This window comes from Micromonospora sp. CNZ286 (genome assembly GCF_014207755.1).
In genome coordinates this window covers 3672381-3687104 of sequence record NZ_JACHIZ010000001.1, presented here as the reverse complement: position 1 = coordinate 3687104, position 14724 = coordinate 3672381, and the positions used below count along the sequence as shown (strand labels likewise).

At 73.6% G+C, this 14724-nt stretch carries 14 protein-coding genes; 11 read left to right on the top strand and 3 right to left on the bottom strand.

What is annotated here, in order from left to right:
* Positions 1-75: 75 nt before the first annotated feature.
* From FHX31_RS16830 to FHX31_RS16800, 7 genes are read left to right on the top strand one after another with little or no spacing between them, the layout of a single operon-like run.
* Positions 76-1032, top strand: coding sequence for an ABC transporter permease (locus tag FHX31_RS16830; RefSeq protein ID WP_013285836.1), 957 nt, complete (start codon positions 76-78; stop codon positions 1030-1032).
* Positions 1032-2990, top strand: a complete 1959-nt coding sequence (locus FHX31_RS16825) for a dipeptide/oligopeptide/nickel ABC transporter permease/ATP-binding protein (RefSeq protein WP_184976737.1) — start codon at positions 1032-1034, stop codon at positions 2988-2990. Before FHX31_RS16830 ends, FHX31_RS16825 begins: the two co-directional genes overlap by 1 nt.
* Positions 2987-4054, top strand: coding sequence for an oligopeptide/dipeptide ABC transporter ATP-binding protein (locus FHX31_RS16820; protein ID WP_013285838.1), 1068 nt, complete (start codon positions 2987-2989; stop codon positions 4052-4054). Before FHX31_RS16825 ends, FHX31_RS16820 begins: the two co-directional genes overlap by 4 nt.
* Entirely contained in the window at positions 4051-4989 is a 939-nt protein-coding gene (locus FHX31_RS16815) for a dihydrodipicolinate synthase family protein (protein ID WP_013285839.1), read from the top strand. The genes FHX31_RS16820 and FHX31_RS16815 overlap by 4 nt, the downstream gene beginning before the upstream one ends.
* A gap of 2 nt (positions 4990-4991) precedes the next feature.
* The gene (locus tag FHX31_RS16810) at positions 4992-5921 is read left to right on the top strand and encodes an ROK family protein (RefSeq protein WP_184976736.1); all 930 of its coding nucleotides are present in this window, start codon (positions 4992-4994) and stop codon (positions 5919-5921) included.
* Positions 5918-6607 (top strand): N-acetylmannosamine-6-phosphate 2-epimerase, encoded by a 690-nt coding sequence (locus FHX31_RS16805; RefSeq protein ID WP_013477145.1) that lies wholly within the window; start codon positions 5918-5920, stop codon positions 6605-6607. Before FHX31_RS16810 ends, FHX31_RS16805 begins: the two co-directional genes overlap by 4 nt.
* Positions 6598-7569, top strand: a complete 972-nt coding sequence (locus FHX31_RS16800; RefSeq protein WP_184976735.1) for an acetylxylan esterase — start codon at positions 6598-6600, stop codon at positions 7567-7569. The genes FHX31_RS16805 and FHX31_RS16800 overlap by 10 nt, the downstream gene beginning before the upstream one ends.
* Here the strand turns inward: FHX31_RS16800 and FHX31_RS16795 are convergent.
* Entirely contained in the window at positions 7566-8609 is a 1044-nt protein-coding gene (locus tag FHX31_RS16795; protein WP_013477143.1) for a polyprenyl synthetase family protein, read from the bottom strand. The genes FHX31_RS16800 and FHX31_RS16795 overlap by 4 nt on opposite strands.
* Before the next feature lie 7 nt (positions 8610-8616).
* The gene (locus tag FHX31_RS16790) at positions 8617-9027 is read right to left on the bottom strand and encodes a hypothetical protein (RefSeq protein WP_013477142.1); all 411 of its coding nucleotides are present in this window, start codon (positions 9025-9027) and stop codon (positions 8617-8619) included.
* Positions 9028-9202: 175 nt separating this feature from the next.
* On the opposite strand from FHX31_RS16790, the gene FHX31_RS16785 reads away from it, so the two are divergent.
* From FHX31_RS16785 to FHX31_RS16770, 4 genes are read left to right on the top strand one after another with little or no spacing between them, the layout of a single operon-like run.
* Positions 9203-10765, top strand: a complete 1563-nt coding sequence (locus tag FHX31_RS16785) for a phenylacetate--CoA ligase family protein (RefSeq protein WP_184976734.1) — start codon at positions 9203-9205, stop codon at positions 10763-10765.
* A gap of 3 nt (positions 10766-10768) precedes the next feature.
* Positions 10769-11209 (top strand): hypothetical protein, encoded by a 441-nt coding sequence (locus FHX31_RS16780; protein WP_013285846.1) that lies wholly within the window; start codon positions 10769-10771, stop codon positions 11207-11209.
* Entirely contained in the window at positions 11206-12288 is a 1083-nt protein-coding gene (locus FHX31_RS16775) for a hypothetical protein (protein WP_184976733.1), read from the top strand. Before FHX31_RS16780 ends, FHX31_RS16775 begins: the two co-directional genes overlap by 4 nt.
* Positions 12289-12290: 2 nt before the next feature.
* Positions 12291-13301, top strand: a complete 1011-nt coding sequence (locus FHX31_RS16770; RefSeq protein WP_184976732.1) for a nitroreductase — start codon at positions 12291-12293, stop codon at positions 13299-13301.
* Positions 13302-13313: 12 nt separating this feature from the next.
* Here FHX31_RS16770 and FHX31_RS16765 read toward each other — a convergent pair whose 3' ends face one another.
* Positions 13314-14351: a LacI family DNA-binding transcriptional regulator gene (locus FHX31_RS16765; protein ID WP_013285849.1), complete on the bottom strand. Its 1038-nt coding sequence runs from the start codon at positions 14349-14351 to the stop codon at positions 13314-13316.
* Between the last annotated feature and the right edge of the window lie 373 nt (positions 14352-14724).

The following is a 14724-nucleotide window of genomic DNA, read 5'->3' as shown; positions in this document are numbered from 1 at the left end:
GACGTCCCGCCCGGCCCACGTGACCCGTGCGGCCGGGCGGGACGTCCCGGCGCCCCGCCACGAGAAAGAGAATCCATGCTGACCGTCCTGAACCTGGTCGCACGACGATTCCTGACGCTGATCCCCCTGGTGCTGGGCATCACGCTCTTCGTCTTCGTGATCATGCAGTTCTCCCCGATCGACCCGGCGTTGTCAGTCCTCGGTGACCAGGCCACGCCGGCGCAGGTCGAGGCGTTCCGTGCCGCCAACGGCCTGAACGACCCGCTGCCGCTGCGCTACCTGCACTTCCTCGGCGACCTCGTCCGCGGCGACCTCGGCATGACGTTCCCGCCGTCGGTCCCGGTCGCCGAGAAGATCGCCATGGCGCTGCCGCTGACCATCCAGCTCACCGCGCTCGGCGTCGTCGGCGCGCTCGTCATCGCGCTGGCGCTCGGCATCCCGGCCGCCCTGTACCGGGACCGCTGGCCCGACCAGGTCATCCGGATCGTCTCCATGGCCGGCATCGCCACGCCCTCGTTCTGGCTGGCCCTGCTGTTCATCCAGGAGTTCTCCGTCCGCCGACCGATCTTCCCGACCGGCGGCTACGTCAACCCCGCCGACTCGGTCGGTCTGTGGTTGCAGTCGCTGGCCATGCCCGCTCTGGCGCTGGCCGTACCGGTCGGCTGCTCGCTGGCCCGCATCGTCCGCACGTCGATGGTCGAGGAACTCGACAAGGACTACGTCCGCACCGCGATCGGCGCCGGACTGCCGCCGCGCGTGGTGATCGGCCGCAACGTGCTGCGCAACGCGCTTGTCAACCCGCTCACCGCGCTCGGCCTGCGGATCGGCTACCTCATCGGCGGCACCGTCGTCATCGAGGCCATCTTCTCGCTACCAGGCATGGGCACCCAGATCATGAGCGCCGTCCAGCAGAACGACACCGCGCTCGCCCAGGGCACCGTGCTGACCATCGCGCTGTGCTTCGTCCTGGTGAACCTGGTCGTCGACATCCTCTACCTCTTCGCCAACCCCCGACTGCGCGGAGGCCACTGATGCGCCGGTCCCTCACCACGCGGCTGTCCCGCCCCGGCATGGCCTTCGCCCGGCTCGGACTCGCGGCCCGGTTCGCGCTCGGCTTCGTCGCGCTCATCGTCGTGGTCGGCGTGCTCGCCCCGCTGCTGCTGCGCCACGACCCCACCCAGACCGGGCTCGGGCCGGCGCTGATCGGCCCGAACGGCGACTTCTGGTTCGGCCTGGACAAGCTCGGCCGCGACGTCTTCTCCCGGCTGGTCGCCGGCACCCGGCGCTCCCTGGTCGTCGGGTTCGGCGCGGCGGGCATCGCGCTGGTGCTCGGCGCGATCCTCGGCGCCGTCGCCGGCAGCAGCCGCACAGTCGTCGACGAGATCATCATGCGCTGCCTCGACGTGGTCATGGCCTTCCCCACGATCGTGCTCTCCGCGCTGCTGATCATCTCGTTCGGCAAGAACAGCCTGCTGGTCCTCGTGATCGCGATCGGCTTCGTGTTCACGCCGTCGGTCGCGCGCATCGTCCGCGCCAACGTGCTGTCCCAGTACGGCGAGGACTACGTGGCCGCCGAGCGCATCATCGGTGCCCGGCGACCGCACATCCTCTGGCGGCACGTCCTGCGCAACTGCGCCGCCCCGATCCTCGTCTTCGTCACCGTCATGGTGGCCGACGCGATCGTCTTCGAGGCGTCGCTGTCCTTCATCGGCGGCGGTCTCGCCCCGCAGGAGGCGGCCTCCTCGTGGGGCTCGGTGATCGCGTTCGGCAAGGAGATGGTGCAGATCGGCGGCTGGTGGGCCACGTTCTTCCCCGGCCTGCTGATCCTGCTCACCGTGCTGGCGCTCAACGTGCTCTCCGAGGGCATGTCCGACGCGTGGGCCGCCCCGGCCGCGCGCCGTGCCACGTCCACCACCAGCGGTGACGCGCTGGAGCAGGCGAAGCCCGGCACCGGCGAGGTGGTCGAGCTGCCGGGTCTCGCCGAGGCGGCGCAGCGGCTGCGCGAACGCGCCCGCCCGCTGCCGCAGGGCAAGCCGGTCCTTAAGGTCAGCGACCTGTCCATCGGCTTCGAGGGCCGCCACCGCGGCGTGGACATCGTCGACGGGCTCTCCTTCGACGTCCGCCCCGGCGAGGTCGTCGGCCTGGTGGGGGAGTCCGGCTCGGGCAAGTCGCTCAGCGTCCTGGCCGTGATGGGCCTGCTGCCGCAGGGCGCCCGGGTACGCGGCGAGATCCGCTTCCAGGACACGAACCTGCTGAAGCTGAACGCCAGGGGCCGCCGCGCCCTGATGGGCCGCGAGATCGCCATGGTCTACCAGGACGCGCTGTCGGCGCTCAACCCGGCGCTGCGAGTCGGCGCCCAGCTCGCCCAGATGATCCGCCGCGGCGGCACCCGCTCGGCCGAGGAACTGATGCGGCTGGTCGGACTGGACCCGCAGCGCACGCTCGCCGCGTACCCGCACGAGCTGTCCGGTGGGCAGCGGCAGCGCGTGGTGATCGCCATGGCGCTGTCCCGCGACCCGAAGCTGATCATCGCGGACGAGCCGACCACCGCGCTCGACGTCACCGTGCAGGCCCAGGTGATGAAGCTGCTGCTGGACCTGCGCGAGCGGCTCGGCTTCGCCCTCATCCTGGTCAGCCACGACCTCGCCCTGGTCAGCGATGTCTCCGACCGGGTCGTGGTGATGTACGGCGGGCAGATCGTGGAGACCGGCGTGACCGCCGACGTGATGGAGGCACCCGCCCACCACTACGCCCGCGGCCTGCTCGGTTCCGTCCTGTCGCTGGAGACCGGCGCGGAACGGCTCACCCAGATCCGCGGCGTGGTGCCGTCACCCGCCGACTTCCCGAAGGGCTGCCGGTTCTCCGACCGCTGTCCGATGGCGACCGATATCTGCCGGGACACCGCGCCCGCCCTGGAGGGGACGGACGGCCACGGGTACGCCTGCCACCACCCCGCCGTCACCGTCAGCGAGAAGGAGCCGGCCCGATGAGCGCCACCGCCGAGCACCGGCCGATCGCCGAGCTGAGCGACGTGCACGTGGTGCACGCCGCGCGCGGCGGCGGCATGTTCAGCCGGGAGAAGGTCTACGCGCTCACCGGCGCCGACCTGGTCATCCGGGCCGGCGAGACGGTCGGCATCGTCGGCGAGTCCGGCTGCGGCAAGTCGACGCTCGCAAAGGTGCTCGTCGGCCTGCAACGGCCGACCGCCGGCACGGTGTCGTTCGCCGGCAAGGACGTGTGGTCGATGAGCGCCGCCGAGCGGCGTGAGCACATCGGCGCGGGCGTCGGCATGATCTTCCAGGACCCGGCCACCTCGCTGAACCGCCGCATGCCGGTACGCGACATCCTGCGCGACCCGCTCGATGTGCACCGCCGGGGCACCCGGCAGCAGCGCGAGCAGCGGGTGGCCGAGCTGATGGCCCTGGTGGGCCTGCCCCGCTCGGTCGCCGACGTGCTGCCCAGCCAGCTCTCCGGCGGCCAGCGCCAGCGGGTGTCAATCGCCCGCGCGCTGGCCCTGGAACCGGGACTGGTCATCGCCGACGAGCCGACCAGCGCGCTCGACGTGTCGGTGCGGGCCCAGATCCTCAACCTGCTGCTGGACCTCAAGGACCGGCTCGGCCTGGCGATGGTGCTGGTGTCGCACGACATCCAGACCGTCAAGCGGGTCAGCGACCGGGTCGTCACCATGTACCTGGGCCGCATCGTCGAGCAGACGCCCGCCGACCTGCTGCCCGAGGGTGGCCGGCACCCGTACACCCGGGCGTTGTTCTCGGCCACGCCGGGCCTGCTCTCCCCGATCGAGCCCATTCCGCTCGTCGGCCCGGTCCCGTCGGCCACCCGGCCGCCGAGCGGCTGCCCGTTCCGGACCCGCTGCTGGGCCGCCACCGACGGCTGCGCCGTGGACATGCCGGCGCCGCGCCCCGCCGAGGGCGAGGGCCACGAGTTCCGCTGCCACCACCCGGTGCCCGCCGGAACCGCCAACACCGAACTGGTCGCGCTCGCCACCTCGGCGACCGGCCGCACCACAACTGAGTCTGTCGAGGAGAACCTGTGACCACCCCAGCCCCGCGGTTCGCCGGAGTCGTGCCGCCGGCCGTGACCCCCCTGACCGATGAGGGCGAGGTCGACGTCCACTCGCTGGAACGGCTGGTCGAGTGGCTGCTCGACGCCGGCGTCGACGGCATCTTCGCCCTCGGCAGCTCCGGCGAGACGGTCTTCCTCACCGACCGGCAGCGGGACCTGGCCCTGGAGACCATCGTGAAGACCGCCGGCGGTGCCGTGCCGGTCATCGCCGGCTGCATCGAACCCACGACCCGCCGGGTCGTGGAGCGGGCCGAGGCGTCCACCCGGCTGGGCGCGGACGGCCTGGTCGTGACCGCGCCGTTCTACGCCATCGTCGGCCCGCACGAGATCGAGCGGCACTTCCGCGCGGTCGCCGCGGCGGTCGAGCTTCCCCTGCTGGCGTACGACATCCCGGTCTGCGTGCACAGCAAGCTCTCCGTCGACCTGCTGACCCGGCTCGCCGCCGACGGCGTGCTCGCCGGTGTCAAGGACTCCAGCGGTGACGACGTCGCGTTCCGCCAGCTGGCGCTCGCCGTCGCCGAGCACGCGCCGGAGCGCGACTTCAGCCTGCTCACCGGCCACGAGGTGGTGGTCGACGCGATGATGCTCGCGGGCGGCTCCGGCTCGGTGCCCGGACTGGGCAACGTGGACCCGGCCGGGTACGTGCGGCTGCACCGCGCCTGCATGGCCGGCGACTGGGCCGCCGCCCGCCGGGAGCAGGACCGCCTGACCCGGCTGTTCCGCATCGTCGACGCCGCCGACCCGGCCACCTCGGCGGGCGCCACCCGGGGCGTCGGCGCGTTCAAGACCGCGCTGTCCCTGCTCGGCGTCATCGCCGGCAACGCGGTGTCGCTGCCGCTGCGGCCGCTGGACGCCGCCGAGACGGGCCGCGTGCGTACCCAGCTGGAACTGGCCGGGCTGCTCTGACCATGCCCGAGGTGAGCACGACCGGTCTGGTCGCCGCGCTCGACATCGGCGGCACCAAGACCACCGCCGCCCTGGTCACCGCCGGGGGAGAGGTCGTCGGCCGGCGCACCGCGCCGACGCCTGGTCGCTCCGGCGCCGCCGCGGTGCTCGACACCGCCGCCGGCCTGGTGGAGAAGCTGCGGGCGGACGCGCCGGGCGTCGTACGGGCGCTCGGCGTCGGCAGCGCCGGAGTCATCGACAGCGGCTCCGGCCTGGTGCTGTCCGCCACCGACGTGCTGACCGGGTGGACCGGCACGGATTTGCGCGGCGACCTGAGCCGGCGCCTGGGCGTGCCGGTCACCGTGATCAACGACGTGCACGCCCACGCGTTGGGCGAGGCGCGTCACGGCGCCGCCGCCGGGTACGACACAGTGCTCTACGTCGCCGTCGGCACCGGCGTCGGAGCGTCGTTCGTCCTCGGCGACTCGGTGCTCGCCGGTGCGCACAGCGCCGCCGGGCACGCCGGGCACCAGCCGTCCCCGTACGCCGGAACGCTTGCCTGCACGTGCGGCGGGCGCGGGCACCTGGAGGCGATCGCCGCCGGTCCCGCGCTCGCAGCCGAGTACGTCCGGCGTACCGGCCGGCCGGTGGCCGACCTGCGGGCCGTCGCCGCGCTCGCCGCGGACGGCGACGAGGCGGCCCGGGAGGTCGTCCGGCTCGGCGGCGCGGCTGCCGGTTCCGCCGTCGGCGGCCTGGTCAACGTGCTCGACCCCGCCGCCGTGGTGATCGGCGGCGGCGTCACCGGCCTCGGTGAGCCGTGGTGGCGGGCACTGCGCGACGCGGTGCGCGCCGAGACGCTGCCCGGCCTGGCCGGCGTGCCCGTGCTCGCCTCCACCCTCGGCCCCGACGCGCCGCTGCTCGGCGCCGCCTCGCTCGCCTGGAAGGTCTCATGAACGCGCTCGTCGACCAGCTCCGTGACCGCCTGGTCGTCTCCTGCCAGGCGTACCCGGGTGAGCCCATGCGCGACCCGGACACCATGCGCCGGGTCGCGCTCGCCACCGCCCGGGGCGGCGCCGCCGGCATCCGCGCCCAGGGACTGGCTGACATCGCCGCCATCCGCGCGGCGGTGGACCTGCCGCTGATCGGGCTCTGGAAGGACGGCGACGACGACGTCTTCATCACCCCGACGCTGGAGCACGCGCTCGCCGTCGCCGACGCCGGGGCGCACGTCGTCGCGCTCGACGGCACGTCCCGGCCCCGGCCCGACGGCCGCACCCTCGCCGACACGATCGCGGCCGTGCACGAGCGCACCGGCGCGCTGGTGATGGCCGACTGCTCCACGCTGGACGAGGGCATCGCGGCGGCCGCCGCCGGCGCCGACCTGGTCGGCACCACGCTCGCCGGCTACACCGCGTACACCACCAAGGGCGACGGGCCGGACCTGGACCTGGTCGCCCGGCTCGCCGCCGCGGTCGACGTCCCGGTGGTCGCCGAGGGACGCATCCACACGCCGGAGCAGGCCGCGCAGGCGCTGCGGGCGGGCGCGTGGACGGTGGTGGTCGGCACCGCCATCACCCACCCGAGCACCATCACCGGCTGGTTCGCCTCCGCCGTACGGGAGGCCGCGTCGTGCCGCTGACCGACCTCGACCTGGCCGGCTGCCTCGCGTACCGGCCGGAGCTGGACGTGCCGGCGGACCTGGACGCGTTCTGGTCGCGCACCCTCGGCGGCGGCGGCGACCCGGAGGCGGCGGTCTACGAGCCGGTCGACACCGGCCTGACCCAGATCCGCACGTACGCGGCCACGATCCCCGGTTTCGGCGGCGAGCCGGTACGCGGATGGCTGCACCTGCCCGCCGGGGCCGACGGGCCGCTGCCCTGCGTGGTCGAGTACCTCGGCTACGGCCGGGGCCGCGGCCTGGTGCACGAGAAGCTGTTCTGGGCGGCGGCGGGCTTCGCGCACCTGATCATGGACAGCCGGGGCCAGGGCTGGAGCGCCGCCACCGGCGGCACGCCCGACCCGCACCCCTACCCGGCCGGCACCGTGCCCGGCTTCCTCACCCGGGGCGTCGCCGACCCGGCCGACCACTACTACCGGCGGCTCATCACCGACGCGGTGCGCTTCGCCGAGGCCGCCCGGCGGCACCCCGCCGTCGACCCCGCGCGGGTGGCGGTCACCGGCTTCAGCCAGGGCGGCGGCCTCGCTCTCGCCGCCGGCGCGCTGTGCCCGGACGTCGCCGCCGTCATGCCGGACGTGCCGTTCCTGTGCGACATCCGCCGGGGCGTGCGCGTCGCCGGCCCGGACAGCCCGTACGCCGAGGTCGTCGACTACCTCGCGCTGCACCGCGACCGCGCCGACCAGGTGTTCCGCACCCTGTCCTACCTGGACGCCGCGGTGCTCGCGCCGCGCGCGACCGCGCCGGCGCTGTTCTCGATCGCCCTGCGGGACCAGGTCTGCCCACCGTCGACCTGCTTCGCCGCCTACCACCGCTACGGCGGCGACAAGGACGTGCGGGTGTACGAGTTCAACGACCACGAGGGCGGCGAGGCCGAGCACCAGCGCGAACAGCTCACCTGGCTGCGCGGCATCCTGGGCGGCTAACGCGCGCGTTCCACCACGTAGTCGGTCAGCTCCAGCAGGAAACGGCCGTCGTCGGTGTCGGCAGCGTCGCCGAGCGCCCGCTCACCCTCGCGCCGGGCGGCCAGCGCGAGATCCCGGGCGCTGCGCCGCGCCGACTCCACACAGTCGTACGCGAGCAGCCGCCCGTGCAGCCAGCGCACCTCGGCGTCGGTGCGCTCCGCACGGGTCCGGCTCAGCAGGCGGACGAGCCGTTCGCGTTCCTCCGGTGTGCACCGCCGCATGAAGTCGATCAGGATCAGCGTGCGCTTGCCCTCCCACAGGTCACCGGCGATCTCCTTGCCGTACCGGGCGTAGTCGCCGGTGAGGTTGAGCGCGTCGTCCTGGATCTGGAACGCCGCACCCAGGTACCAGCCGTAGCGGTCCAGCACGTCGACCGCGTTCTCCCGGCCGGTCGCCACGAGGATCCCCGTGCGGCACGGGTAGATGCACGTGTACCAGGACGTCTTCTTCAGGCACATCCGGTAGTAGTCGTCGGCGTCCAGGTCGCACACGTTGTCGCGGATCCAGCCGATCTCGATGGCCTGCCCCTCCAGCGAGTGGCGCATCATCAGCTCGGTCTCGGTGAACAGCCGCCAGGCGATCCCGGAGCCGAGCGCCGCCCGATTCGCCGCCAGCCGCCGCAACGCCAGCAGGTTCGTCATATTGCCGACGTTCAGGGCCACGCCCACGCCGTACTCGGCGTGCAGGGTCCGCCCACCGCGCCGCTGCTCGCTTTCGTCCTGGATGTCGTCGTGGATGAGGAAGGCGTTGTGGAACAGCTCCACAGTCACCGCGGCGTTGAGGCCCACCGCGTCGCCGCCGCCGAACGCCCGGCACGTGGCCAGGCACAGCGCGGCGCGCAGCCCCTTGCCCCACCGCCGTGGGTACTCCGCGACCAGGTCGTAGAGGTATCGCGGGCCGCCGTCGGGCACGTCGTCGAGCAGCGCGCCGAGGGCGAGCCCGCGATAGCGCTCCAGCATCCGTTCCACGTGCCCGCCGGCCACCCCGGTGGTCGGCGCCATCGCGCGGCTACCGGTCCGTCGGCCGCTTCGGGGCCGGCGACGCCAGCCGGTCCGCGAGCCCGTTTGCGACCTCGGGGGCCAGCCGCGCCAGATTGAGTACGGTGTCCAGCGCGTCGTGGGCATCCGAGGTGTACCGCCGGATCACCTCGCCGCGCTGGTCGTCGGCCATCTTCAGTTGCCCGACCACGGTGTCGATCAGGGCGTGCCCGTCGGTGCGGACCCGGGCGACGAGTTCGTCGAACGCCTCCGGGTCCACGCGCCGGCTCTCGGTCAGCTTCTCCTCGAGCCGCCGGGCGCCGGCCAGCCCCGCCGCGAGTTCCTCCTCCAGCACCGTGGCCGCGTGGGTCACGGTCTCCGAGGTCTCCTCGGCCACCTTCTCGAAGCGCTCGTTCGTGCGCTCACGCTCCACGTTCTCCATGCGGCGGAGTCTCCACCCGGCTCCGGGCGGCGGGCTAGGCATGTGTCGCGATGGTGACTGACGGTAATGATGGCGAGCTCGGCTCGCCATCCGGCGGTGACTGGGTACGCGTACTCAGCGCAGTACCGTCCCGTCGCTCATGTGCGGGCGCGGCGGCGTCGACAGGATGCTTGTCATGGCCGAGACGCTGCACCGACACGCCGCTGCACGTACCGTCGACACGCCCCTGCCCGCCGAGGCCGCGCTGGCCCCCGCCGGCCGCGCGGTCGCCGCGCTGGCCCGGCTCGTCGCCCACCACCCGGCCGGCTGGCGCTGGCTGGCCCGGCGCCACCACCCGGTCCTCGACCGGCTCGCCGCCGCGAACGCGCGGTCGACCTGCGTGCGGGCCGCCCGGCGGGTGCCTGCTTACCAGGCGTTCCTGCGGGCCCGCCCGGGCGGCCTGCGCCGCCGGCTGCGGGACTTCCCGGAGACCGACAAGCACGGGTACGTCATGGCGTACGACGCCTCCGCCCGCTGCCGGGACGGGCGGATGCCGGATCGGGGCGTGGTGGTCGACGAGTCGGCCGGCTCGTCCGGGCGGCCGTTCAACTGGCCACGCGGCGAGCGGGAACTACGGGCGGTGCACCGGGACATCGCCGGCTACACCGGACTGGCGTTCCCGATGCGCCGCCCGTTCGTCATAAACGCGTACTCGATGGGCGCCTGGGCGACCGGCACCACCACCGGCGCGGCGATGGCCCGGATCGCGACTGTGAAGAACACCGGCCCGGACCTCGGGAAGATCGTCGACACGCTGCGCGAGTTCGGTCCCGGCCACGACTACCTCGTGACCGCGTACCCGCCGTTCCTCAAGCACCTGCGGGACCGGCTCGACGCCGAGGACTTCCAGTGGTCGCGGTACCGGATCTTCGCCAGTTGCGGCGGCGAGGGGATGACCGAGGCACTGCGCGACTACCTGGAGCAGCGGTTCGTGCGGGTGCGGTCGGCGTACGGGGCGTCGGACCTGACCATCGGCATCGGCGCCGAGACCCGGTTCACGGTGTGGCTGCGGCGGCGGCTGCGCACCGACGCGGGACTGCGCGCGGACCTGCTCGGCCGGGGCGAGCAGCGGCTGCCGATGGTGTTCCAGTACAACCCGTTCGCCACCTACCTGGAGACGAACGAGCGGCGGGAACTGCTCTGCACTGTGGCCAGCCCGCACGTGCTCCAGCCCCGGCTGCGCTACAACGTCGGCGACGAGGCGCTGCTGGTGCCGTACCGGCGGATCGTCGAGCTGGCCAACGCCGACCCGGTACGCCGCGCCGAGTTCCGTACCGCGGTGTCCGAGGAGCGGATGACGCTGCCGCTGCTGCTGTTGTTCGGCCGCAGCGACTCCACCGTGTCCTACCTGGGCGCGAACCTCTACCCGCAGGACGTCGAGTACGGCCTCTACACCGGCAACCCGTACGCCGCCGAGATCAACAGGTTCTGTCTCACGCTGCACGAGGACGCGGCGCTGGAGACCCGGCCGGTGATCCACGTCGAGCTGCGCCGCCCGCTGGACGCCGCGGCACGCGCGGCGCTCGCCGACGCCTGCCGCGACGGGGTACGCGCGCACCTGACCTCGGTGTCGCGGGACTTCGCGCAGTCCCTGGTGGAGGACCCGACCGCCGGCGACCTGCGGGTCGAGCTGCACGAACCGGACGGCGGCCCGTTCGCCGACATGCAGAAGCTCAAGAACGTCTACCTGGTGAGGTGAGCGATGCGTACCCGTGACTTCTCCCGCGCCCCCGCGCAGGCCCGCGCCGGCGCCATGTTCATCGGCGGCACCCGGTACGCGAACCCGCTGGTGCTGCTGCGCCTGGCCCCCGACTGGATCCGGATGGTGCGCGACATGCGCCGGATGTCCGGCTACTGCTGGCACACCGTCTACTGGCAGTTCCCGCTGACGCTCGGCACGATCGCGTTCTTCACCGACCGGGACGCGCTGCTGCGCTTCGCCCGGACCCGGCACCACCGCAAGCTGATGATGTGGCTGACCGACGGCGACCGCAACGCCACCGCCGGGTTCATCCGGCTCTACACCGCCTCCCCGGACGGCTACTCCAACGGCGCGTGGCGGGCCGAGGACGGCGCGATGGGCCACATCGAGCGGTTCACGCCGCTGGGCGCGGAGACGACCGGACCGGCGGTGCGCCGGTGACCGGCCACCGGTTCGAGCGCGTGACCGGCCGGCGCGGCCTGCGCGACTTCCTCGCCCTCACCGACCGGCTGTACGCCGACGAGCCCCGGTACGTGCCGACGCCCCGGCAGCAGATCCGCCGCTGGTGGCGCGACGGTGTGCCGATGTACGTGCTGCGCGACGCCACCGGCGCCGTGGCCGGGCGGACCACGCTGCACACCGACGCGGACTTCGACGCCGAGATGGGGCGCCGCTGCCAGCTGTTCGGGCTCACCGAGTTCACCGCGCCGGCCGCCCGGCCGCTGTTCGACGCGATCGGCGCGTACGCGACGCCCGGCCGGGACCTGTTGTTCGGGCCGGTGGCGCTGCTGCCCAACCAGGCCGGCGGCGTGATCACCTCCGGGTACGCCGACCGGGGTTTCGTGGACAGCGCGTGGAACCCGCCGTACTACCCGGACGCGTACGAGGAGAACGGGTTCACCGGCCGGTTCGTCTCCGACACGTGGATCTGCCCGGTCCCGCCGCCGGTCGAGGCGCCGCCCGCGCTGGGGGTCCAGCCCGACGGCGCGCGGCTGGAACTGCACCGGGGGAACACGCGGCGGCTCGACGAGCAGCTCGACCTGCTGCGCCGGATGCTCAACGACTCCTTCGCCCAGCTCGGCTACTACACGCCGATCTCCTCGGCGCAACTGCGGCGGCAGACCGACGGCCTGGCGTACCTGCTGGACGAGTCGCTCCTGCTCTACCTGACCCGCGACGGGCGGCCGGTGGCGTTCGTGCTCTGCGTGCCGGACATCAGCGACTTCCTGGTCGCGGTCCGCGGCGACCTGAACCCGGTCAACCAGCTGCGGCTGCTGGCCACCCGCCGCCGGTACCGGCGGGAGGCGGTGCTGATCGTCAAGGGCGTGGTGCCGGAGTTCCAGGGGCGCGGCTACCAGCGGCTGCTCTCCGCGCACCTGCACCACAACCTGCACGACGGCGGCTACACGGCGCTGCGCAGCACGTACGTCGGGCGGGACAACCCGGCGTCGGCGGCCCAGTACCGGCGCCTCGGCGGGTGCCCGCTGCACGGCTACACGTTCTACGCCAGGGAGCGGTGAGCATGGACCTCGCCGCGTTCCACGCGCTGGAGCCGCTGTGCTGGCGGGCGCCGAGCGCACACAACACCCAGCCGTGGCGGCTGCGCTACGAGCGCTGGGCGATCACCGTCGGCTGGGATCCGGCCGACGCGCTTCCCGCGGGCGACCCGACCGGGCGCGACCTGCGGCTGTCGCTGGGCGCGTTCGTGGAGACCTGCCTGATCGTCGCCGCCGACGTGGGGCTGAGGCTGGACTGGGCCGCCGACCACGACGAGTCCGACCGGCGGGTGGGGCGGCTGCGGCCGGGACGGCAGCCGTACCGGACGCCGTTCCGCACCGCCGACGTGTGGGACCGGCGTACCCACCGGGGCCGGTTCACCGCCGGGCCGGACGCCGACGTGGTCGCGGCCGTGGACGCGGTCGCCCGGCGGGCCGGTGGCGCGGTCCGTGCCGTGCCGGCGGCCGGGCGGCTGCGCGCGTTGCTGCGCACGGCCGACCGGCAGGTGTACGCCGACCCGGCGGTGGTCGCGGAGCTGCGCCGCTGGCTGCGCCTGGACCGGTCGGGCCCGCGCTACCGGGCGGACGGGCTCAGTGACAGGTGCCTCGGGCTGGGCCGGGCCACTGCCACCGGACTGCGGGCGGCGCTCGCGGCGTACCCGGCGTTGCGCCCGCTGGGGCTGCCCCGGCTGCTCGCCGCCGCGGGCGGTGACCCGCTGGCGCAGGGCGGCGGGGTGCTGGCGCTCGTCGCGCCGCCCGGTCTGGACGCGGCCGGGCAGGTCGAGTTCGGACGCGTGCTCATGCGGATGTGGCTGACGCTGCACACGGCCGGGCTGGCCGCGCATCCGCTCAGTCAGCTCGTCGACGTGGCCGCCACCCGGGACGCGCTCGGCACGCTGCTGGACGTGGCGCCGGAGCGGATCGTGCACGTGGCCCGGGTGGGCCGGCCGGTCGCGCCCGCGCCCCGCTCGGCGCGCCGCGTCGAGCGCACGGGTGGGGGAGTGCTGATGCGGGACGCCGCGGTGCGGGTGGGGTAGGACCGCCGGGGGTCATCGCGACGGCGGCGCGGTGCTGGCCCGTACCACGAGAGTGGTGCCGAGTTCGTACCGCTCCTGGGCCGGGGCGCGGCCGTCGGCCAGGGTCAGGGCGAGCCGGGCGGCCGTGGCGCCGATCTCGGCGAACGGCTGCCGCACCGTGGTCAGCGGTGGCGCGAGCCAGGCCGCCTGCTCGACGTCGTCGAAGCCCACCACGCTGAGATCCTCCGGTATCCGCAGACCGGCGTCCCGGGCCGCCGCGTAGACGCCCATCGCCTGCAGGTCGTCGCCGCAGACGACAGCGGTCGGCGGGTCGGGCCGGGCGAGCAGCTGAGCGCCGAGGTCGCGGCCGTCCTCGAAGGTGAACACGCCCCGCTGTTCGAGGCTCTGGTCGAACGGGACACCGGCGTAGTCCAGCGCGGCGTGGAACCCGTCCAGCCGGGCGCGCGCGGACAGGTCCCGGACCGGTCCGGTGATCACGCCGATCCGGCGATGGCCGAGTTCGAGCAGGTGCCGGGTGGCGGCGAGCGCGCCGCTCCAGTTGTTGGACCCGACGGCGGGGGTGGGGAACAGGTCGCCGGTCGGGTCGATGGCGACCAGCGGTATCCCGTCGGCCTCGAACCGTTCGCCGTCCTCGGCGGTGACCAGGGCGAACGCCGTGATGACGGCGGTCGGCTGCCGCACCAGCAGTTGCTCCGCCCAGGGCAGCCCGGCCGACACGAGCCGGTGCACGTCGGTGAAGCCGACGGTGTGGTCGTGGGCGGCGGCGACCTCCTGGACGCCGCGCAGGATCTGCATGGCGATCGAGGACAGCATCCGGTGGAAGACCACCTCGACGCAGAGGGCCGCGCCGGTGGTCTGCCGTCGCCGGTAGCCGTGGTCGCGGAGCAGGGCTTCCACCCGCTGACGGGTCTGCTCGCCCACCCCGCGCCGGCCGTTGAGGACCTTGGAGACGGTGGGTGGGGACACTCCGGCGAGTTCGGCGATCGTCGCGAGGGGCAGGTCACCGCGCCGGGGCTTGCGCAGGTGCGGCCGCGGTCCTTCTTCGATCACGAGGGAAGTCTATGGCTGCGGCGCGAGGGCGAGTACGGGCCGCTCAGACCGCCCGCGAAAGGTTATCGATAACATTTCGCGCCCCGGAGGACTTCGCCGGGTCGGGTCGTGGATCTCCGGCTTTCCGCGGGAACTTTCGCGAAACCTGTTCGTCACATCTTGACGGCCGACGCCTCCATCCATGAGAGTCCATATAGGCAGATGCGGCGCACGGACGGGAGCCCGACGCCGGTGGGGTGGCGGAGCGCGTACGGAAAGGATGCCTGGGCAGCATCCTGTTAGCGCTAACACCAGCCCTTCCTGCCGACATCAGACGCCGGTCCGGCCCGCGTCATCACGTCCCACCCATCCACGCGCACGAGCGTGGCGGCAG